This is a genomic window from Cupriavidus sp. 05N39, from assembly GCF_056397325.1.
Window position 1 is genome coordinate 1 of sequence record NZ_JBFTNE010000045.1, and the last position, 21,263, is coordinate 21,263.

At 64.2% G+C, this 21,263-nt stretch carries 16 protein-coding genes and 2 tRNA genes; 7 read left to right on the forward strand and 11 right to left on the reverse strand.

Annotation, left to right across the window (positions count from 1 at the left end; genetic code table 11):
• Nucleotides 1-425 precede the first annotated feature (425 nt).
• On the forward strand, nt 426-1,367 hold the full coding sequence (locus tag AC1DN0_RS21630) for a patatin-like phospholipase family protein (RefSeq protein WP_441627427.1): 942 nt from the start codon (nt 426-428) through the stop codon (nt 1,365-1,367).
• Between the two features lie 102 nt (nt 1,368-1,469).
• On the opposite strand, the gene AC1DN0_RS21635 is transcribed toward AC1DN0_RS21630, so the two are convergent.
• The 5 genes from AC1DN0_RS21635 to AC1DN0_RS21655 form a co-directional block, all read right to left on the reverse strand.
• Nucleotides 1,470-2,159: a C40 family peptidase gene (locus AC1DN0_RS21635; protein ID WP_035860485.1), complete on the reverse strand. Its 690-nt coding sequence runs from the start codon at nt 2,157-2,159 to the stop codon at nt 1,470-1,472.
• Nucleotides 2,160-2,446: 287 nt separating this feature from the next.
• Nucleotides 2,447-4,087, reverse strand: coding sequence for an ABC transporter ATP-binding protein (locus tag AC1DN0_RS21640; protein WP_477146002.1), 1,641 nt, complete (start codon nt 4,085-4,087; stop codon nt 2,447-2,449).
• 74 nt (nt 4,088-4,161) lie between these two features.
• On the reverse strand, nt 4,162-5,289 hold the full coding sequence (locus tag AC1DN0_RS21645; protein WP_035860490.1) for an ABC transporter permease: 1,128 nt from the start codon (nt 5,287-5,289) through the stop codon (nt 4,162-4,164).
• Nucleotides 5,286-6,338, reverse strand: a complete 1,053-nt coding sequence (locus AC1DN0_RS21650; RefSeq protein WP_477145991.1) for a microcin C ABC transporter permease YejB — start codon at nt 6,336-6,338, stop codon at nt 5,286-5,288. Before AC1DN0_RS21650 ends, AC1DN0_RS21645 begins: the two co-directional genes overlap by 4 nt.
• Nucleotides 6,339-6,356: 18 nt before the next feature.
• Complete coding sequence (locus AC1DN0_RS21655) at nt 6,357-8,237, reverse strand: extracellular solute-binding protein (protein ID WP_477145992.1); 1,881 nt, start codon at nt 8,235-8,237, stop codon at nt 6,357-6,359.
• Nucleotides 8,238-8,474: 237 nt separating this feature from the next.
• On the opposite strand from AC1DN0_RS21655, the gene fabI reads away from it, so the two are divergent.
• A complete protein-coding gene (fabI, locus tag AC1DN0_RS21660) occupies nt 8,475-9,263 on the forward strand; it encodes an enoyl-ACP reductase FabI (RefSeq protein ID WP_035860500.1) in 789 nt (262 codons plus the stop codon).
• A gap of 122 nt (nt 9,264-9,385) precedes the next feature.
• Here the strand turns inward: fabI and AC1DN0_RS21665 are convergent, their stop codons facing one another.
• The 3 genes from AC1DN0_RS21665 to AC1DN0_RS21675 form a co-directional block, all read right to left on the reverse strand.
• Entirely contained in the window at nt 9,386-10,273 is an 888-nt protein-coding gene (locus AC1DN0_RS21665) for an alpha/beta hydrolase (protein ID WP_477145993.1), read from the reverse strand.
• A gap of 89 nt (nt 10,274-10,362) precedes the next feature.
• Nucleotides 10,363-10,439 (reverse strand) — tRNA-Arg (locus AC1DN0_RS21670).
• Between the two features lie 103 nt (nt 10,440-10,542).
• On the reverse strand, nt 10,543-11,760 hold the full coding sequence (locus tag AC1DN0_RS21675) for a GGDEF domain-containing protein (RefSeq protein WP_441627437.1): 1,218 nt from the start codon (nt 11,758-11,760) through the stop codon (nt 10,543-10,545).
• A gap of 395 nt (nt 11,761-12,155) precedes the next feature.
• Between AC1DN0_RS21675 and AC1DN0_RS21680 the strand changes: the two genes are divergently transcribed.
• The 4 genes from AC1DN0_RS21680 (at nt 12,156) to AC1DN0_RS21695 (ending at nt 15,026) form a co-directional block, all read left to right on the forward strand.
• A tRNA-Pro gene (locus AC1DN0_RS21680) sits at nt 12,156-12,232 on the forward strand.
• 746 nt (nt 12,233-12,978) lie between these two features.
• Entirely contained in the window at nt 12,979-13,200 is a 222-nt protein-coding gene (infA, locus tag AC1DN0_RS21685) for a translation initiation factor IF-1 (RefSeq protein ID WP_006157708.1), read from the forward strand.
• Between the two features lie 348 nt (nt 13,201-13,548).
• A complete protein-coding gene (locus AC1DN0_RS21690) occupies nt 13,549-14,025 on the forward strand; it encodes a SixA phosphatase family protein (RefSeq protein WP_035860512.1) in 477 nt (158 codons plus the stop codon).
• 146 nt (nt 14,026-14,171) lie between these two features.
• Nucleotides 14,172-15,026, forward strand: a complete 855-nt coding sequence (locus AC1DN0_RS21695) for a GNAT family N-acetyltransferase (RefSeq protein ID WP_477145994.1) — start codon at nt 14,172-14,174, stop codon at nt 15,024-15,026.
• 91 nt (nt 15,027-15,117) lie between these two features.
• Here the strand turns inward: AC1DN0_RS21695 and ppx are convergent, their stop codons facing one another.
• Nucleotides 15,118-16,650, reverse strand: coding sequence for an exopolyphosphatase (ppx, locus tag AC1DN0_RS21700; RefSeq protein WP_441627440.1), 1,533 nt, complete (start codon nt 16,648-16,650; stop codon nt 15,118-15,120).
• A 147-nt stretch (nt 16,651-16,797) separates the two neighbouring features.
• Here ppx and ppk1 point away from each other — a divergent pair, with 147 nt between their 5' ends.
• Entirely contained in the window at nt 16,798-18,921 is a 2,124-nt protein-coding gene (gene ppk1 / locus AC1DN0_RS21705; RefSeq protein ID WP_477103524.1) for a polyphosphate kinase 1, read from the forward strand.
• Nucleotides 18,922-19,040: 119 nt separating this feature from the next.
• On the opposite strand, the gene phoR is transcribed toward ppk1, so the two are convergent.
• Nucleotides 19,041-20,384 carry a phosphate regulon sensor histidine kinase PhoR gene (phoR, locus tag AC1DN0_RS21710; protein WP_441627444.1) on the reverse strand — a complete coding sequence of 448 codons (1,344 nt, stop codon included), beginning with the start codon at nt 20,382-20,384 and terminating at the stop codon, nt 19,041-19,043.
• Between the two features lie 171 nt (nt 20,385-20,555).
• Nucleotides 20,556-21,263 carry a phosphate regulon transcriptional regulator PhoB gene (gene phoB, locus AC1DN0_RS21715; protein WP_441627446.1) on the reverse strand — a complete coding sequence of 236 codons (708 nt, stop codon included), beginning with the start codon at nt 21,261-21,263 and terminating at the stop codon, nt 20,556-20,558.

Sequence of the window (21,263 nt, forward strand, 5' to 3'; positions counted from 1 at the left end):
CCTTGGGCAATGGCTGGAAATCCATCCAGCAAAAAGCAAGCTGCAAATCCGGCCGGTGTTCTGGCCTTCCTCGCAACGTTCTAGACTCCCCCTGGCTGTTCGGCCCGGTTCGTCTAAGCAAGAAATGGTTGGGATTGGACAGTTCAGGCGGAAACCTTCCCCTTGTCCCAACAAGGTCGATGCTCCTTACGTTGGAGCTGCCCGGACACGATAGTGCGTGTCGCACAGGATCGCCGCATTATAGCAAGCAGGGCGCAGCCAACCGCCCCCGGTTCGCGCTGGAATGCCCGGCCGCGCGGAATCATTTATGCTGCGTCCGGTCTGAATGCTGTCGCACGGGACGTGCGGCCGACGTGGACGGCACATTCTGCCCTCGCCCACGCTGGCTGTGACGACCGCGCCATTTCTCCTCCCTCGGTTACTCCATGCAACGACGCAACTTCCTTGGTGCCGGTGCGGCAGCACTGCTGGCTGCCTGCTCCTTTGGCCCAAAACCGGGCGCACTCACCGCAGCGCCGGACACCCCGGCTGCGCCGCCCACGGCGCCACCCCGGCCGATCAAGATCGGCCTTGCGCTCGGCGGTGGCGCCGCACGCGGCTTCGCCCACATTGGCGTGATCAAGGCACTCGAAGCACAGGGCATCCATCCGGACTTGGTCACTGGCACCAGCGCGGGCGCGGTGGTCGCGGCACTCTACGCATCGGGCATGAACGGATTCCAGCTCAACAAGGTGGCGCTGACGATGGACGAAGCCACCATCGCCGACTGGGCCCTGCCCTTCGGCACCCGCTTTGGCGGCTGGCTCAAGGGCGAGGCGCTGCAGAACTACGTGAACCGGCTGGTCGCAAATCGCCCGATCGAGTCCATGAAGCTGCCACTGGGCATCGTCGCCACCAACCTCAAGACCGGCCAGGGCATCTTGTTCCGGCGCGGCAACACCGGCCAGGCGGTACGGGCATCGAGCAGCGTGCCGGGCGTGTTCCAGCCGGTCTCGATTCAGGGGCATGACTATGTGGATGGCGGGCTGGTCGAACCCGTACCGGTCGATTCCGCGCGCGCCATGGGCGCTGACTTCGTGATAGCCGTGAACATCTCCGCCGAGCCCTCCAGCCAGAAGAACGGCGGCCAGAGCGGCGTATTGCTGCAGACCACGGCCATCATGGGGCAGTCGATCAGCAAGATGGCCCTGGCGCATGCCGATGTGGTAATCCGCCCCGACCTGCCGGACATGGGTGGCAGCGACTTCGCCTCGCGCAACCGCGCCATCCTGGCTGGCGAGCAAGCGGCCTCCGCGGTCATGGCGAGCCTGCGCGACAAGCTTGCCCTGGCKCGCTCGCGGCCCGCCGGAACGGTGGCCGCGCAATAACGGCCGCGGGAGCACATGCCGCCGGGAGGCGGCGCCAACGAAAAAGGACTGCGAGGCAGTCCTTTTTCGTTGTGACACGCACGGACAGGGCCCGCCCTCGCCTCAGCCGCCGTAGAGCGAACGACCGCCTGCGTTGGGATCGAAACGCTTGAGCGTCTCGACCATATTGCCCAGGTTGCTGGCGCTGCCGCTGTCCTGCGGCATATCGTCGATACGGCGCGCGCCGTTGTAGCGCGTCACCCAGTACGAGGCGCGCATGTCATCGACACGAATCTTGCTGCCGGTGGACGGGGCATGTACGAACTTGTTGTCACCAATGTAGATGCCAACGTGCGAGAAGGTATGGCGCATGGTGTTGAAGAACACCAGGTCGCCGGGGCGCAGGTCGCTGGTTGCCACGGTGGTGCCAACCTGGCTCATCTCGACCGAGCGGCGCGGCAGCATGAAGCCAAAGGTATCGTTGAAGACGTAGCGGACAAAACCGCTGCAGTCGAGGCCCGATTCCGGGCTGTTGCCGCCGAAGCGGTAACGCACGCCGATCAACCCGAGGGCATTCATGACCAAGTCGCCGGCCTTGCTGGCCACATGGCTGGTCGAGTTCATSACCGAMGACAGCAAGCCRCGCTTGCCTTCCGGATGCGGCTCCGCGCTGAGTTCGGTACGTGCGTCGATGCGGGCGTCGGGATCCTTGAAGACCGTGTCAGCCAGCACTCCATTCGATAGAGTGGCACCGCAGGCAATGGCTATTCCTACGGCGGCGCGCGCCAGGGAATGAAGCACCGTTCGCTGCATTGGTTCTCCTGATGAATCGTTCTTGTCCGGGCCCGGGCAAACACACCGGGGCGGGCCTGAAATCAATGAAGTGGATCGCACGCAAAAAGCGCGCCAAGTGACGCAAGCCACCCGCGCTGTGCATAAGCGACGCGCGAACCACCCGTAAAATTAGTTCTCGCCGGATGGTATAAGGTTGTCATCCACATGTCAAAGTTCGTTACAAAATTCAGATAAAGTGCTTTGTAATCAAGGCTATACAACGGAAGTCGCAGATGCTTTCTCGGTTTGATTATGTCAGCGGCAGGTCAATCGGGTGACACCCTGAGTTCGGCCGCACCAACTTGCGGCGGAATCGGGTCGCCTGCACCAATTTCGGCCGCGATCATGAGCTTGCGGGTGTATGCGTGCTGCGGATCACCTAGCACAACCTCGGTTTCTCCCGCCTCCACCACCTCGCCGGACTTCATCACGATGACCCGGTGCGCCATGGCGCGGATCACGGCCAGGTCATGGCTGATAAAGAGATAGCTCAGGTTGTACTTGCGCTGCAGTTGCGTCAGCAGCGCCAGCACCTGCTGCTGGATGGAGACATCGAGCGCGGACGTCGGCTCATCGAGCACCAGCACCTGCGGCTTGAGGATCAGCACGCGCGCGATCGCCACGCGCTGGCGCTGGCCGCCGGAGAACTCATGGGGATACCGCCCCAGGGCCGTGCGGTCCATGCCCACCTCGCGCAGCGCCTCGGTAACGCGTTGCCGCATGGCGTCGCGCGAAAGGCCCGGCTGGTGCAGTGCCAGGCCCTCCCCCACGATCTGCTCGATGGTCATGCGCGGCGAGAGCGAACCGAACGGGTCCTGGAACACCACCTGCAAGCGCGAGCGCAAAACGCTACGCTCGCGCCGCGAGACTTCGTCCAGGTTGCGGCCCAGGAACTGGATTTCGCCGGCACTACGGCGCTGCAGGTTCAGCACGGCGTGAGCCAGCGTGGTCTTGCCGGAGCCCGATTCGCCCACGATGCCGATCGTCTCGCCCTCGCGCAGCGAAAAATCCACGCCCTTGACCGCGGCAAACTGATCCCGGCCGAACCAGCCAGCCAGCCCGCTGCGCTTGCGCGCATAGTTCACGCACAAGCCGCGCGCTTCCAGCAGTACCGGCGCCAGCGGCACCAACGGCAGCACCTCCCGGCGCGGCCGGCTGTCGATCAGCTTGCGGGTGTAGGGATGCTGGGGCGCGGCGAAAACGCTGGTGGTTTCGCCCACCTCGACCAGCACGCCCTTCTCCATCACGCCCACGCGCTGGGCAAAAGCCCGCACCAGGTTGAGGTCGTGCGTGATCAGCATGACGGCCATGCCGAACTCAGCCTGCAGGTCGCGCAGCAACTCGAGGATCTGCACGCGGATGGTGACGTCGAGAGCAGTGGTAGGCTCGTCGGCCAGCAGCAGCTTGGGCCGGCAGGCCAGCGCCATGGCGATCATCGCGCGCTGGCGCTGGCCGCCCGATAGCTGGTGTGGAAAGCTGTCGAACCGGTGCGCCGCATCACTGATGCCAGTGCGCTCGAGCAACGCAATGGCGCGCTCGCGCGCAGAGCGCCGGTCCAGGCCCTCATGCAGCGCCAGCGTCTCCACGATCTGGTTGCCGATCGTGTAGAGCGGGTTGAGCGCAGTCATCGGTTCCTGGAAGATCATGGCGATGTCGGCACCACGAATGCCCCGCRTCTCGCGCTCCGAGACCTTGAGCAGGTCGCGGCCCTCGAAACGCACCGCGCCCTGGTAACGCGCGTCCTCCACCAGGCGCAGCATGGCAAGCGCGGTAACCGTCTTGCCCGAGCCGGATTCGCCCACCAGCGCGAAGCGTTCGCCCGCACGCAGGTCAAAGCTGACATCGCGCACCGCGCGGGTGGCCTCGTCGCCATGGCCGAACGTGACCGACAGGCGTTCGATGCACATTAGCGGACCGCCAGCGCCCTCCTTGGCTTGCACCGCTTGCACACCATTCACGGTGCTGGCTTGCGACAGCGCGCTCATGGCGTCACCTCGGCCGCGGGCGAACCTTCCGGCGCCTTCGGCTCGACCCGTCCGCGTAGCTGGGCCAGGCCCAGGCGCGTATCGAAGGCATCGCGCAGCGCGTCGCCCATGAAGGTCAGCAGCAGCAGGGTCACCACCAGCACGGCGAAGGTCGACAAGGAAATCCACCAGGCATCGAGGTTGGCCTTGCCCTGCGCCAGCAACTCACCCAGGCTAGGGGTGGTGGGCGGCACGCCCAGGCCAAGGAAGTCGAGGCTGGTCAGGGCCAGGATGGCGGCGCTCATGCGGAATGGCAGGAAGGTGATGACGGGCGTCAGGCTGTTGGGCAGGATGTGGCGCCACATGATCTGTACGTTGGAGAGTCCGAGCGCCCGTGCCGCCTTGACGTAATCGAGCGAGCGATTGCGGTAGAACTCGGCGCGCACGTAGTCGGACAAACCCATCCAGCCGAACAGCGAGAGCAGGATGATCAGCAGCGCCAGGCTTGGCGTGAAGATCGAGGCGAAGATGATCAGCAGATAGAGCTCGGGCATCGAGCTCCAGATCTCGATGGCGCGCTGCGAGAACAGGTCGAAGCGCCCGCCGAAGAAGCCCATCAGGGCGCCCGTCAGGGTGCCGATCACCACGCCGATCAGGGTCAGGGCCAGGCTGAACAGCACGGAGACGCGAAAGCCGTAGAGCAGCCGTGCCAGCACGTCGCGCCCGCGGTCGTCGGTACCCAGCCAGTTCTCCGCCGAAGGCGGCGCCGGATTGGGTTCCTTGGAGAAATAGTTGATCGAATCGTACGAATAGCGGTTGGGCGGAAAGATCGCGAAATTGCCATTGCTGGTGATGCGGTCGCGGATAAAGGGATCGAGGTAGTCCGCCCTGGTAGGAAAGTCTCCGTCGAAGGTGTTCTCGGCGTAGGTCTTGACGATGGGGAAATACCATTCGCCCTTGTACTTCACCACCAGCGGCCTGTCGCTCGACAAGGTCTCGGCAACCAGGCTGAGGAGGAAGATGGCAACAAAGAGGATCAGGCTCCAGTAGCCGAGGCGATTGCGGCGAAACCGCTGCCAGGCTCGCTGGCGCGGCGAGGGCGAATGCGGCAGCCCGTTGGGGAGCGTGCGCGAGCGGAATTTCATCGGTGCACTGCCTCGAAGTGGATGCGCGGGTCGACCATCACATAGCAGACATCGGAAATCAGCCGGGTCACCAGGCCGATCAGGGTGAACAGGTAGAGCGTGCCCAGCACGACCGGGTAATCGCGCCGCAGCACGGCCTCATAGGACAGCAGGCCGAGTCCGTCGAGCGAGAACAGCGTTTCGATCAGCAGGGAACCCGTGAAGAAAGCACCGATAAAGGCCGCCGGGAAACCGGTCACRAGCGGGATCAGCGCGTTGCGGAAGAYGTGCTTCCACAGCACGCGCCGCTCCGCCAGGCCCTTGGCSCGSGCGGTCAGCACGTAYTGCTTGCGRATYTCTTCSAGGAAMGCGTTCTTGGTCAGCATGGTAACCACGGCAAAACTGCCCACCACCGATGCGGTGATCGGCAGCACCAGGTGCCAAAGGTAATCCATTACCTTGCCCATCAGCGAGAGCTGCTCCCAGTTGTCCGACGTGAGCCCGCGCAGCGGGAACCACTGCACGAACGTGCCGCCCCCGAACAGCACCAGCAGCAACACACCCAGCACGAAGCCGGGAATGGCATAGCCCACCAGCACCACCATGCTGGTCACCACATCGAAGCGGCTGCCCGCCCGGATCGCCTTGGAGATACCGAGCGGCACCGATATCAGGTAGGTCAGGAAGAAGGTCCATAGACCCAGGCTGACGGAGACCGGCATCTTCGACTTCACCAGCTCCCACACGCTGCGGTGCTGGAAATAGCTCTGCCCCAGGTCGAACTGGGCGAAGCGCTTGAGCATCATGAAGTAGCGCTCCAGCGGCGGCTTGTCGAAGCCGTACAGGGCCTGGATCTCCTTGATCTTCTCGGGGTCCACGCCGCGCCGGCCGCGGTATTCCGCGCCGCCGCCGCTGGCCTCGCCGCCACCGCCTYCCCTGCCCTTGAGCTCGAGCATCATCTGCTCGACCGGCCCCCCCGGCACGAACTGGATCACCGCGAAGGTGAGGGTGATGACGCCGATCAGGGTCGGGATCATCAGCAATACGCGCTTGAGCAGATAGGCGAGCATCTTGTTTCCTTGTCGCGCTTATTGAGCGGCCGGCTTGGTGTCGGCACGCCACCAATCGCTCAGTATCCAGCCTTCGGCCGTGTAGTAGTGCGGCAAGCGCTGCGGATAGACCAGCTCTTTCCGATATGACACCCGGTGCGAGGCGCTATACCAGTTGGGCACGATGTAGTAGCCGTGCATCAGCACGCGGTCCAGCGCGCGCCCGGCGTTGACCAGTTCCTCGCGCGTATGGGCGTGCAGGACATTGTCCACCAACCGGTCGATGGCGGGCGATTTCAGGCCGAACAGATTATCGGAACCGGGCGTGCCTGCGGCTTCGCTGTTGAAGCGGTCGCGCAGTTCGTTGCCGGGGCTCTGCGAATCCGGGAAGCGGATCGACACCATATCGAAGTCGAAGTCCTCCAACCGCTTCTGGTATAGCGCGAAATCGGTGGTGCGCTGGTTCACCTCCATGCCCAGCTTTTCCAGGTTGCGCACATAAGTGGTAATGACGCGGCTCATGGCGCCGCCGTCATCCAGGAACTCGAAGACGAAAGGTTCACCCTTGGCATTGCGCAGCGCACCATCCGTGTAGGTCCACCCCGCCTGCGCCAGCAACCTGCGCGCCTCGCGCAGGTTGTCCCGCAGGGAGCGCGGCGGATTGGTGGTAGGCATCGTCACGATAGGCCCGAATACCTCCGGCGCCAACTGTGTGCGCAGCGGCTCCAGCAGCGCCAGCTCGCCGGGGCCTGGCCGGCCGTCGAAGGTGGCACTGGCTGCCAGTTCGCTGTTGGAGAACCAGCTATCGAGACGCCGGTAAGCACCGTAGAAAAGCTGGCGGTTCAGCCACTCGAAATCCAGCGCCAGGATCATGGCTTGCCTGACCCGCACATCCTGGAACACCGGCTTGCGCATATTCATGACGAAGCCTTGCATGCCGGCTCCGTTGCGATGCGGAAAATCGGTCTTCACCAACTCGCCGTTGCTAAAGCGCTTGCCCTCATAGCTCTTGGCCCAGCTCTTGGCCTTGTACTCGACGATGGCGTCGAACTCGCCGGCCTTGAAGGCTTCCAGCTTGGCGGTCTCGTCCTTGTAGAGGCGGTAGACCACGCGATCGAAGTTAAAGGTGCCGCGCCGCACCGCCAGGTCCTTGCCCCAATAGGCTGGATTGCGCTTGAAACTGATGCCGCGCCCGGCATCGTAGCGCTCGATCAGGTAGGGCCCGCTGGCCACGGGATCCTCGAAGGTCAGCTTGTCGAACGGTACCGTGGCGGTCCACTTCTTCGAAARGACCGGCAGCGAACCGACAATCAGCGGCAACTCGACATTGCGCTGCTTGAAATCGAAGCGCACCGTGTGCGGATCCACCACAGTGACGGCTTTCACATCGGTGCACATGCTGCGGTAGCCTGGGCTGGATGCCTTGCTCATCAGCATGTCGTAGGAATACTTGACATCGCTGGCCAGCACCGGATCGCCGTTGCTGAAGCGCGCCTGCGGCCGAATGTGAAAGGAGACGGACAGCTCGTCCGCCGCCACGGTCACGTCGTCGGCCAGCAAGCCATAGGCGCTGGCGGTTTCGTCGGCGCTGGCGATCAGCAGGGATTCGAACATCAGCGAATTCACGCCGGGGGCGGAGGTACCCTTGAGCGTAAACGGGTTGAACTTGTCGAAGCTGGTGCGGCGATCCGGATTCGCGAGCGTCAGCGTGCCGCCGCGTGGCGCGTCCGGATTGACGTAATCGAAATGGGTGAAGTCGGCGGGATACTTGAGGCCGCCATACTGCGCGAAACCATGGGCCGCGCCAGCGGATAAGGGAAAACCCGCGGCACACAGGGCTACTAGTCCACAGCCCAGCGCCGCAATCGTGCGGAAGCGCTGCCATGCCGCCTGAAGCGGTCTACGTGCGCGAATAGACATCCGGTTGGGGTCCTCCACCTGAATCGGATTCGTCCGCGGCCGTCTGCGGCGCGGTCAAGTTATGAGACAATTTTACATGGGTTCGGCCGGCATTCAGCCATCCGGACATTCCAGTACGCGGCACCGCTAGTTTGCCGGTCGTCAGCCTGCTGCCAAGCAGCCACCGCGGCGCGCGCTGCAACCCGGACGCGATTGCACGAACCGTGCCCGTCCACCTCGAACATCATTGGAGAAGTTATGGGATTTCTCGCAGGTAAGCGAATCCTGATTACCGGCTTGCTGTCCAACCGCTCGATTGCCTATGGCATCGCATCGGCCTGCAAGCGCGAAGGCGCGGAACTCGCCTTTACTTATGTCGGCGAGCGTTTCAAGGACCGCATCAACGATTTTGCCAAGGAGTTTGGCAGCAGTCTGGTGTTCGAATGCGATGTCGGCAGCGACGAGCAAATCGCCGCCACCTTCGCCGCACTGGGCCAGAGCTGGGACAAGCTCGACGGGCTGGTGCACTCGATCGGCTTCGCACCGCGCGAAGCGATCGCCGGCGACTTCCTCGAGGGCCTCTCGCGCGAATCCTTCCGCGTGGCGCACGACATTTCCGCCTACAGCTTCCCGGCGCTGGCCAAGGCCGCACTGCCCATGCTGTCGGACAAGGCCTCGCTGCTGACGCTGACCTATCTGGGCGCGGAGCGCGTGGTGCCGAACTACAACACCATGGGCCTGGCCAAAGCCTCGCTGGAAGCCAGCGTGCGCTACCTGGCCGCCTCGGTAGGCCCGCGCGGCATCCGTGCCAACGGCATCTCGGCGGGCCCGATCAAGACCCTGGCTGCCTCCGGCATCAAGGGCTTCGGCAAGCTGCTGGGCCATATCGAGGAAGCAGCGCCGCTGCGCCGAAATGTGACCATCGACGAGGTCGGCAACGTGGCCGCATTCCTGCTGTCCGACCTGGCCAGCGGTGTGACCGGCGAGATCACCTACGTCGACGCCGGCTTCAACACGGTGGGCGCGAGCCTGCCCGAAGAAGCGTAATCCGGGTGCGGCCGCCTGGGCGGCCGGCCATCGCAAAAAAGGGGCGCCCGGCTTTGGCCGGCGCCCCTTTTTAGTGCCTGCGGCGAGCTGGCACCGGGACCACCGCGCATGGCACGCGCCAACTAATCGGGGCCCGGCGCGGGCAGGAGACCCGAGCGCAGATAAGCAATGATCGGCGCCCAGAAGGCATCCTGACGCTCCGGTTCGATCGCCGCATCGTGCGGCAACGCCGGCAACGCCACCAGTCGCCGCGCCCCCGCGGCGGCACGCTCCAGCCGCTCGGCATGCGCGAAGGGAATCACCTCATCCGCGCGGCTGTGCACAAGCAGCAGCGGCAACTGCAAATTACGCAAGTGCATCTCGTTGTCCCACGGCTCGGGCAACAGCCGCGCCAACCACGCCGGCACCCGCCCTGTCACCACCGCCGCCTCGCGCGCGGACGTGAATCCGGCGGCAATCACCAGGCCAGCCGGCGCCGGGCGCAATGTGGATATCACATCAAGCAGCACCGCTGAGCCCAGCGAAAATCCCATCACATAGCGCCGGGACGACAACGGCGTAGCGGCAAGGAACTGCCCGTAAGCGGCCACGCCATCTTCATGCAGGTTGACAACGCCGGGCTTGCCGTCGCTGGCGCCGTAGCCGCTGTAGTCGAACACACAGGAAGAAACACCGTTACGGTAAAGCAGCGCCTGGGCGCTGGCCCAGTCGGACAGGTTCTCCTCGTCGCCGTGATAGATCAGCACGGCAGGCGCCTCGGCTGCCTGCACCAATACGCAAGAGCCGCGCAACGTGCGCGCCCCGCTGGAAAAAGCGAACTGGCGTGACGGGGCGCCCAGGCGGTCGGGGGTCATGGCATCGGCGGAGCCGGCCGGCTTGGGTTCGAACGCATCACGTTCAACGGCCAGGAACAAGGCATGGCGGGCAGCAGCAGCCAGCAACAACAGGCAGGCGCCGCCGGCCAACCATTGACGCAGCTTCCTGGCACTGCCTGCCGGGGACTTTGYCATGGGGACACCTCGGGAAACGAGACCGTGGCCAAAAACCGCGGCTCAACCCTGGAATCTTAATCCGGACTTGTGGGGAATGCGGGAGAAGGTGGCCCGCCCTACACGATTCGAACGTGTGACCGCTCGCTTAGAAGGCGAGTGCTCTATCCAACTGAGCTAAGGGCGGATACGTGGAAACTGCTGAAGACTACCGATACGAAGCCCGGTATTCTACCTCAGAGCCGCAGCCTATCCTACCGCCCCGACACGGCGCGCCGCACAGGCAATCGTCACGATGCCTGCGAAATCCGCATGCGCGGTGTCTTTGCCATGCCGGCAATTCGCTCGACGGGCTGCGTGGAAACGCAATTCCGACCCATTGTCTTGGCGTCGTAGAGGGCATTGTCGGCTCGGCGCATCAGCGCATCCGCGCCCTCTCCCGGCAGCCGCTCGGCCATGCCGACGCTGACCGTGTAGGAGATCGCATCCGGCTCGGACGGGCATGGCGTTGCGCGCACCAGCATATTCAACCGCAAGCTGATCGCCCGCCCCTGGTCCAGTGACGCATCGGGCATCACGATGCCGAACTCTTCCCCACCCAGCCGGCCGACGAAATCGCCCGTGCGCACCGACTTGCGCAGCAACCCGCTGAAGTGGCGCAGCACGCTGTCGCCGGCGAGGTGGCCGTAGAGATCGTTGATGGCCTTGAAGTGATCAAGATCGATGAAGGCCACGGTCAAAGGACGTTGCAGGCGGTCCGCCTGCTTGCAGGCATCCTCCAGCGCCTCCCAGTAAGCGCCGCGCGTCAGCAAATCGGTAAGATCGTCATAACTGGCGCGATGCTCGAGCCGGCGGCGCAGGCTGTCGTGGGCCATCAGCGCGAAGCTGACCGACAGGCTGACGATGCCGAAGGCGTGCAGGAGGGTGAACGTTCCCTCGGGTGGCCCCTTCGCCAGCCAGGCGAGCCCGGCAGGAAGCAGGGCCAGGTCGGCTGCCTGATAGACGCCCATACCCGCGCAGGCGAGCGCGATCAACCCAAGCGACAGCGCCGCCAGCCGCCCGGTGCCGCGCTTGGCCGGCACTTGCGCCGCCACGACGCGCAGCAACGCGAGCGGAAGATAGATATTGGCCAGGGCGAAGAGCAGCGCCGGCCCCGATGGCGGCGCCCCCGACCAATCGAAGTAGACCGCACCGGCCAGCACCGCAAGATTCAGCAGGCAGAGTGCGCCCGCGCGCCCACGCCTGCCGAAGAAGCAGCGCGTGCCGTAAACCATCAAGGACAGCGCCGCGGTCATGACCATGTCCGCCAGATTGAGCGTCAGCCATTCCGGCAGATAGTCATGCGCGGCAAGCAAGACCGTGGCGGCCGTTACCAACAGGTCGCCAACCGCCCAGGAATTCAAGCCCGCCCGGCCCATACCCGGTGTGCGCTGCAAGACGGCGAATACCACTGCCATCTGCAACCCGAATAGACCCGCGACGAGCATACTAACTTGCGACTGAAACATGATTTCCCCGTCCAACTTGGCAGGTGGCGTTCCATCACGCCACCTTGCGCCCCAGGACCCGCGCGGACCCAAGGTTTTCGCCATTCATTCTTTTTACGCATCTGACCGACTTCATGCGCCCCGGCGGACGAGGGCTGGGCCTCGCGATCGTGGCGAGGGCACTCTTGTTTTCATGCTCGGCGCCAGTCCGGCAGGCGGCACGCTTCCCCTTGCGCCTGACCGGGCGCGGGGTCTGGCCGCTGCGGTGTGCGGATTATGTCAGCGCTTGCGACCAAGTCAAGCGAACCTTACCCATCGAATACGGCAGCGCTACCGGCACCGGCCAGCGCCATGCGCGGCCGGTGCAAAAGTAAAATTTGACCCGTGCCCCCCAGCCGGGCTACAATCCGACGCTTCGGGGCGTAGCGCAGCCTGGTAGCGCATCTGATTTGGGATCAGAGGGTCGCATGTTCGAATCATGTCGCCCCGACCAGTATTTGGCAATATGATCAAAGGCTTAGACCATAGGGTCTAAGCCTTTTTTTCGTCCACTGTTGGTACATGGGCCGAATCTCGGCCACTCGCCTGCCGCCCCCTCCACTGCGCCGCACCAATTCCATGGCAATGCCATAAACATGGGATGCCCCGCGAGAGCCGGAACGACGACACTGATCGCGGGCGGATCCGCAGAACGCCCACACCACTTTTAGCCCGTCACCTACCCGGCCGCGGGCTTTTTTTCGTGTTTTTGCGAGTGGAAACCAACAAGGTACCCGAGAGCACACCACGCCCGGGCAGCACTGGCATGGTATAATCGCGCGTTAGCCCGGGGTGTATGCAGCATGCCCTGTAACCGGGCGCCCTTGCCGAAATCTGCAATCAAGCCGCAATTTATACTGCGACGCAGTATCGGCAAGCCACCGGGAACATCTTRCCCGCTTCATTGCCCCGCGCCTATCACGGTAGCTCGGCCGCATTAGCTTGGGCCGCAACCGGCAAGGCAATCGGCCGGGCACTGACGCGCCCCCTGGCGATTCCCTAACGTGGACCACGTTGCACGCGCTTCGGCCGTGCCGGTCCGGGTCAGCTTGCCTCCCGCAACTCCAAGGCGCAACCAAGCAAGCCGGCGCTTGTCACTGCTGGCACCCGGACCTCGCGAGTCAGCAGGCGGCAAGCCCGCGCTCGCCTCACCGGATTTACCTAAATCATGCAGCCCAAGGCTGCCGTAAAGGAAGAAGATTGGCTAAGGAAGAACTCATTGAATTTGGCGGCGTTGTCTCGGAAGCCCTGCCCGACAATCGTTACCGCGTAACGCTGGAAAACGGCGTGGAAATCTGGGCCTATGCCTCGGGCAAGATGCAGAAACACCGCATCCGCATCCTGGCCGGTGACCGCGTGACGCTGGAAATGTCGCCCTACGACTTGACCAAGGGCCGCATTAACTTCCGCCACAAAGTCTGATCTTCTTCCACGCTCGCCGCCAGCGAGCGTTGCGCCAAGCGCGCTCCCAGGGCACCGCATAGCGGCGGTCCGGCCCAGGGAAACATCTGGCCATTGGTACCGCTTTGGTACCGGCAAGGGCCTGCCGGAAGCGTCGCCGTGGCAACGCCGGCCTGATCCCCCAGGCCTGGCATCCACGTGCTGGCGCCGTATGCGTTTCCGGCGGTCTTGGCATGAGGTGCCCGTCACATGCGCGTCATCCGGGCTTGCGATGCTGCAAGCCCGTTTGGCCGGTGTTTGCCCGCCTTGCATGCACCTGCAGGCGTAGCCATACTCAAGCCACCCCCCTAGTCCGAATACCCCGCCCCCATGAATCTGATCCTTTGGCGCCATGCCGAAGCCGAAGAGTTGCCTGGCTCGCTCGGCCTCAGCCGCAATGCCGACCTGCAGCGCCCATTGACAAGGCGCGGCCATAAGCAGGCGGATGCCTCGGCAGCCTGGCTGCGCGCGCACCTTCCGGCCGGCACGCGTGTTGTCTGCAGTCCGGCGCTGCGCACCCGCGAGACCGCCGCCGCCCTGCGGGAGAACGCCGAGATATTGCCCGAGCTCGCTCCAGGCGCCGACGTCAGTTCGGTACTGGCCGCGGTCGACTGGCCGCAGGGCGCCGAGCACACTGTCCTCGTAGGCCACCAGCCGTGGCTAGGCCGCCTTGCCAGCCTGATGCTGGCAGGCACCGAGATGAACTGGAGCGTGCGTAAGAGCGGCATCTGGTGGCTATCGGGCCGCACCCGCGAAAGCGAATCCCAGGTGGTGCTGCGGGCCGTCATCAATCCTGAATTTCTCTGACTTTTCCAGAGATTTCTTGCCTCCCGGGCCAGGCAGGCTCCACTTGCCTGGCCATCGTCACCGAACCGTCACAGCGGCTTCACGGCACTGTCACCTGCCCTCTCTACATTCGACCGCAACAGTTTCGTCACCGTAAGGACATACTGATGCGAGAGCTACCGACGCCCMCCCAGCCGTTGTTCGATTCCTTGCCCAATGGCCTCTCCGGCCATTCGGCGCGGAGGCGTCTTCATCGCCAGCAACCTGCACAGGCAAATGAACAAGGGCATGAACAGCCTGCTTTCAGCGTGGCGTGGGCGCGCCACCAGGACGAAGTAGTCGAGGCGCAACGCCTGCGCTACAAAGTCTTTGCCGAAGAAATGGGCGCAAGGCTGAACCCGTCGACGCCGGAACTCGACGTGGATATGTTCGACGCCTATTGCGACCACCTGATCGTGCGCGACATGACCACGCTCAAGGTGGTCGGCACGTACCGCGTCATGGCGCCGCACCAGGCCAAGCGCATCGGCTGCCTCTATGCCGAGTCGGAATTCGACCTGGTGYGCCTGGCCCACCTCAAACCCAAGATGGTCGAACTGGGGCGCTCCTGCGTGCACCGGGACTACCGTTCGGGCAGCGTGATCATGGCGCTGTGGGGGGGCCTTGGCGAGTACCTGCAGCGCTGGGGAATCGAGTCGATGCTAGGATGCGCGAGCGTGCCGATGAGCGACGGCGGCCACTATGCGGCCAGCCTTTACCGCGTCTTCGCGGAGCGTGCCCTGGCGCCGATCGAATACCACGCCTTCCCGCGCCTGGCCTTGCCGATCGATGAGCTGAACCAGACGCTGGAGGTGGAACCGCCGGCACTGATCAAGGGCTACCTGCGGCTCGGCGCGCGCATTTGCGGCATGCCGGCCTGGGATCCCGACTTCAACGTCGCGGACTTCCTCACGCTGCTGCGCGTGAACGATATGAACCCCCGCTACGCGCGCCATTTCCTCGGCCTGAACCGCGGCGCCTGATCCGGACAGTTCCTGCGCGAGCGCTGGCTCGCACAGGCAACATCGGGTCATTGACCGGGGGCCGCCTGCCGGCCGGCCCCCGCCCTCTTGCTCAGGCGTAGACCACCTTGTAGCGCTTGCCGATACGTTCCCACTCATCGGCTTCCTGCGCCAGGCTGTATTCCACCAGCGGATTGGCTTCGATCCAGGCCTTCGGCAAGCGGACTTCGAAGCCCTCATCCAGTTCGTCCGAGCGCTGACCAACGGTGATCTCCGGCAGCGGCTCGTCGGCGCGGCGCCGGCACAGCACGAAGGCCAGGCGCAGGCTGAACAGCATGCGCCAGTCGAGGAACTTCCCGCTGCCTGACAGCTTGCCCAGCTTGCCGGCGTGTCCGAGCAGTAGCGTCGCCAGCCGTGCCTGGTCGGTCTTGGAGAAGCCAGGCATGTCGGCGTGGGTGGCGATATACGCCGAGTGTTTGTGATAGCCACTGTGCGAGATGGTCATGCCGATCTCGTGCAGCCCGCCAGCCCAGCCCAGCAGCGCAAGATTGTCATCGCGGCGCTCATTGCGCGGCTCGGGAAACTGTGCCAGCAAGCCCAGCGCGGCCTGTCGCACGCGCTGCGCCTGGGCACGGTCCACGCCATAGCGTCGCATGAACTGATCGACGGTAATGGTGCGCATATCCTCGTGATGCGTGCGGCCGAGCAGGTCGTACAGCACGCCGAGGCGCAGCGCGCCATCGGTCACGTCCATGCGCTCGATATCGAGTTCGGCGAACACGCCGAGCATGATCGACAGGCCGCCGGGCAACACGGGAATGCGGTCCGCCTTCAGCCCGACCAGCTTGACCCGGTTGGCGTTCTCCGCCTTGACCAGCGCGCGCTTGAGACGTTCCAGACCTTCACGGGTGATGCCGTGCTCGGCCGGGTTGTCGTTCATGCCGTTCAGCTCGATCAATTCAGCCAGCGCGCGCGCCGTGCCGGACGATCCCACCGCCTGCTGCCAGCCGGCGGCGCGGTACTGGCGCACCAGCACCTGGATCTCCCGGCGCGCGGCCAGTTCCGCCTGCTTCATCGCGTATTCATCGACGTTGCCACTGGGAAAGAATTGCCGGCTGTGCGAGACGCAGCCGATGTACAGGCTCTCCATCAGCTTGGACGAGTAGCCACTGCCAATGATGAACTCGGTCGAACCGCCACCGATATCAACCACCAGCCGATTGCCCGCGCAGGCCGGCGCATCGTGCGAGGCCCCCAGGTAGATCAGCCGCGCCTCTTCCCGCCCGGCAATCACCTCGATCGGGAATCCCAGCGCATGCTCGGCCTCGATGAGGAATTCCGAAGCGTTCTTGGCCACCCGCAGCGTATTGGTGGCCACAGCACGCACATGGTCCGCGGAGAAATCGCGCAAGCGGTCGCCGAAACGCCGCAGCGCGTCGATGCCGCGGCGGCGAGCCGGCTGGTCCAGGTATTTGTCGGGCGTCAGGCCCGCAGCCAAGCGCACGGGCTCGCGCAGCGCGTCGACCTGGAAAATCTGGCTGGCCGGCCCGGATGCGGTCAGGCTCTCGTCCACCCGGCCGATCATCAGGCGGAAGCTGTTGGAGCCCATATCGACGGCGGCCAGCAAGCGAGGGGTTTGGTTCATCGCGGTAGGGGGAATGTTAGTCGGTGCCGCAAGCCGCGGCGCAAAAGATTGCATCGGGCGAAACAAGGCTGCCCAACCATGGAAAATATGTCTTTATCATGTCTGCATCGTGACAAAATCACTTTGTCATCAATTTGACATCAATCTATGAAAAAGTCGCCGCATTACCAAAAGAAGGTCATGCCAATGTCGACAAGCCCACCTGGCACGCTGCTCAACCGTGAACTGGGCATTCTGGAATTCAATACGCGAGTGATGGCACAGGCTGCTGACGCCAAGGTGCCGTTGCTGGAACGTCTGAAGTTCATCTGTATCGTATCAAGCAATCTGGACGAGTTCTTCGAGATCCGCATGGCCGGATTGAAGGAGCAGATGCGTGACAATCCGTCCGGCATCACCCCCGATGGGCTCTCGCTGCAGCAGGCTTACCAGATCGTAACGGAACGCGTGCAAACGCTGGTGGCGATGCAGTATGACATGCTGCAAAACGTGATCTTCCCCCTGCTGGAGAAAGAAGGGGTGTTCTTTCACCTGACCTCCACCTGGAACGAGGCGCAACGCGAATGGGCGCGCAGTTTCTTCGTGCGCGAACTCGGCCCCGTCCTGACGCCGATCGCGCTGGACCCGGCCCACCCCTTCCCGCGGGTACTCAACAAGAGCCTGAATTTTGTCATTGAATTGTCGGGCAAGGATGCCTTCGGCCGGGAGGCCGACCTGGCCATCGTGCAAGCGCCGCGCGCGCTGCCGCGCATGGTCAGGATGCCCGAGGAGCTCTCGGGCTATCCCTACGGCTTTGTGCTGCTGTCGTCCTTCATGCAAGGCTTCGTGCATGAGTTGTTCCCCGCCATCAAGGTCAACGGCTGCTATCAGTTCCGCGTCACCCGCAACTCTGACCTGTTTGTGTCCGAGGACGATATCACGGACCTGCGCGAAGCGCTGCAGGGCGAGCTGCCCACCCGCCACTTTGGCGACACGGTGCGCCTGGAAATCTCTTCCGACACACCGCCGACGATCGCGCGCCGACTGCTGCTCGAATCCGGCCTGGGCGAGCAGGATGTCTACCGCGTGAGCGGCCCCGTCAACCTGGTGCGGCTGATGCAGATCCCCGACCTGGTCGACCGCCCCGCCCTCAAGTACCCGCCCCACGTGCCGGCGCCGGTCAAGGCATTCGTGCCCGGCGTGCCGATGTTCGACGCGATCCGCCAGCAGGACGTGCTGCTGCATCACCCCTACGAGAGCTTCAGTTCGGTGCTCGACCTGCTGCAGCAGGCCGCAGTCGATCCCGCCGTGGTGGCCATCAAGCAGACTGTCTATCGCACCGGCAACGAGTCGCCGGTGATGGAAGCGCTGATGACCGCGGCCCGCAATGGCAAGGAAGTCACGGTCGTGGTGGAACTGCTGGCGCGCTTCGACGAAGAAACCAATATCAACTGGGCCGAACGGCTCGAGTCCGCCGGCGCGCACGTGGTCTACGGCGTAGTCGGCCACAAGTGCCATGCCAAGATGCTGCTGATGGTCCGCCGGGAACTGGCCGGCGCCAAGAGCAAGCAGTACAAGCTGCGCCGCTACGCGCACCTGGGCACCGGCAACTACCATCCGCGCACCGCGCGGCTGTACACCGACTTCGGCCTGCTCACCGCCAACGAGCAGATCTGCGAGGACGTCCAGCATGTGTTTCAGCTGCTCACCGGCACCGCGGGCACCATCCGGCTGAACCATCTGTGGCAGTCGCCGTTCACCATGCAGAGCAACCTGGTCGAGCATATCCGCGCGGAAGCGCGCAACGCCCGCGCCGGCAAGCGCTCGCACATCATGGCCAAGATGAATGCGCTGCTGGAGCCGTCTATCATCGATGAGCTGTACAAGGCTTCGCGCGCCGGCGTGAAGATCGACCTGATCATCCGTGGGGTTTGCGCGCTGCGTCCGGGCGTGCCGGGCATGTCGGAGAACATCACGGTACGCTCGATTGTCGGGCGCTTCCTGGAACATCATCGCGTCTACTACTTCCTGGCCGACGGTGCCGATGTCGTCTACTTGTCCAGCGCGGACTGGATGGACCGGAACCTGTTCCGCCGGGTCGAGGTCGCCTTCCCCGTACTGGACAAGACACTGAAGGCGCGCGTGATCAGCGAGAGCCTGCGCGTTCACCTGCGCGACAATGCTTCCGCCTGGATCATGCAGGAAGACGGTAGCTACACACGCAAGCACACCAAGTCCAAGCAGCCCCACGTCAGCCAGCACGACTTGCTGGCCATGTTCGGCAGTGCCTGAGGCGCGGGTGGCACGGCACGCCTGGCGTGCCGTGTCCAGCGAACTGGAGCAGTCGATGCCCTGGGCCAGCCGCAAACCTCCGGTCTGGGCCGGCGACTGACCACCGAGAATCGCCCTGGTCAGGCTGCCTTCTGCGGCGACTGGCCGGGGCGCGGCACGGCGGCCGGCACGTAGCCACTGCGATCGGTCGGGAATACCACGCGGAACACGCTGCCGCGGCCTACCTCGCTGGTGATACGCAGATCGGCATGATGGCGCGACAGCACGTGCTTGACGATGGCCAGCCCCAGGCCGGTGCCGCCGGTATCGCGCGAGCGGCTGCGATCGACCCGGTAGAAGCGCTCGGTCAGGCGCGGGATGTGGTCGGCGGCGATGCCCAGGCCCGTATCGCTGACCGAGAAGATGGCGTGCTCGTTCTCGTACGTCAGCGCGATGCCGATGCGCCCGCCCTCGGGCGTATAGCGCACCGCGTTGGAAACGAGGTTGCCGAATGCCGATAGCAGTTCCCGCTCCGCGCCGCGGATCACCACCGCCGGATCGATCTGCGCGGACACCTGATGGCCGCCCTGCGACAGCGCCTCGGCGTCATGCACCAGGTGCCCGACCAGTTCGGCCATGTCGATGCGCTCCGGGCTCGGCGGCTGCTCGTCGCTTTCCAGTTTGGCCAGCACCAGCAAGTCCTCGACCAGATGCTGCATGCGCATGGACTGCACCAGCATCATGTCGAGATAGCGGTTGCGATCCTGCTCCGATACCGGCAGGTCGCGCACCGTCTCCAGGAAGCCGGTCAGCACTGTCAGCGGCGTCTTCAACTCGTGCGAGACATTGGCGACGAAATCCCTGCGCATCGCCTCGGTGTTCTCCAGCTTGGTGATGTCGTGCGTCAGCACCAGCTTGCGGTTCTCCCCGTAAGGCAGGATCTGTACGGCAATCACGCTGCGCTTGTGCTCGCCCATGTCGCGCATCAGCAGCGGATCGTCGAAACGCTGCAGGTGCAGATACTGGACGAACTCGGGGCGCCGGATCAGGTGGGTAATGCGCTGGCGCACGTCCCGCCGCGCATTGAGGCCGAAGTGCTGCTCGGCCACGTCGTTGCACCACTCGATCTGGTCGGCGTCATCGAGCATCAACACGCCGTTGGGCGAAGCCTGGATGGCCTGGATAAAGCGGGTATGTTGCTGCTCGACCTGGAGCACCTGGGTACGCCACCGCTTGACCAGMCGATGCAGGCGGTAATACACCTCGCCCCACAGCCCGAGCGCGCTGGGAATCTCGCCGTAGGCCGGCGCATCGAGCACTTTCCACAGGCGGTTGATCTGGTACAGGTAGTAGAGCAAGAGTCCCAGCAGCGCGACGCACATCATGGCCAGCGCGGGTACGGGACCGGCAAGGAAGTACAGCCCCGACGAAGCCAGGGCCAGGAAGATCAGGATGGCCGCCGAACGGGCCCAGATGACGTTCATGAAGAAGGAAGAAGGTCAGGCAGGCGGCAGGACCGCAGGGAATGCGGTGGAGTGTGCCACGAAACAGGCCACAAGAAACAGGCCACAAGCGAGGCAACAAGCGAGCGGCCGGCGGTCGGCCGCCCGCCCGGCGACAGGCGCCACGCCAGCGACGACGTGGCAAGCCTGGTGTCAGTGGCTGGGAGCGCGCGCCAGACGGTACCCGCTGCCCCGCACCGTCTCGATCATATTGCTGTACCCGCCGGGCGTCAGCGCGGCACGCAGGCGCTTGATATGGACGTCGACCGTCCGCTCTTCGACGAACACGTGATCGCCCCAGACCTGGTCCAGCAGCTGCGAGCGGCTGTGCACGCGCTCCGGATGCGTCATCAGGAAGTGCAGCAGACGGAACTCGGTGGGCCCCAGATCCAGCTTGATCAGCCCGGTCTCGTCCTGGCCGGTGACACGGTGCGTGGCCGGATCGAGGCGCAGGCCATTGATGGCAACCACGTCGTCGGTGAGTTGCGGTGCGCGGCGGCGCAACACGGCCTTGATGCGGGCCAGCAGTTCCTTGGGGGAAAACGGCTTGGTGACGTAGTCGTCCGCGCCGGCCTCGAGCCCCAGTATCTTATCCTGCTCCTCGCTGCGCGCGGTCAGCATGATGATCGGAATCTGCTTGGTACGGTCGTTGTTGCGCAGTTCCTTGGCGAAGGTTGCACCCGACTTCCCCGGGAGCATCCAGTCGAGCAACACCAGGTCCGGCAACACGTCGCTCATCAGCGACAGTGCCTGCTCGGCGTTGTAGGCCCGGATCGGATAATGTCCCGCGTGTTGCAGGTTGACCGCGATCAGTTCGGCGATCGCCGGTTCGTCTTCGACAACAAGAATGCTGCTTGGCAT

Coding starts and splice junctions, on each gene's coding strand:
- AC1DN0_RS21645 (WP_035860490.1), bottom strand. CDS start 5,289: ATGAAATTCCGCTCGCGCACGCTCCCCAACGGGCTGCCGCATTCGCCC.
- AC1DN0_RS21675 (WP_441627437.1), bottom strand. CDS start 11,760: ATGTTTCAGTCGCAAGTTAGTATGCTCGTCGCGGGTCTATTCGGGTTG.
- fabI (WP_035860500.1), top strand. CDS start 8,475: ATGGGATTTCTCGCAGGTAAGCGAATCCTGATTACCGGCTTGCTGTCC.
- ppx (WP_441627440.1), bottom strand. CDS start 16,650: ATGAACCAAACCCCTCGCTTGCTGGCCGCCGTCGATATGGGCTCCAAC.
- ppk1 (WP_477103524.1), top strand. CDS start 16,798: ATGAAAAAGTCGCCGCATTACCAAAAGAAGGTCATGCCAATGTCGACA.
- AC1DN0_RS21690 (WP_035860512.1), top strand. CDS start 13,549: ATGAATCTGATCCTTTGGCGCCATGCCGAAGCCGAAGAGTTGCCTGGC.
- phoB (WP_441627446.1), bottom strand. CDS start 21,263: ATGCCAAGCAGCATTCTTGTTGTCGAAGACGAACCGGCGATCGCCGAA.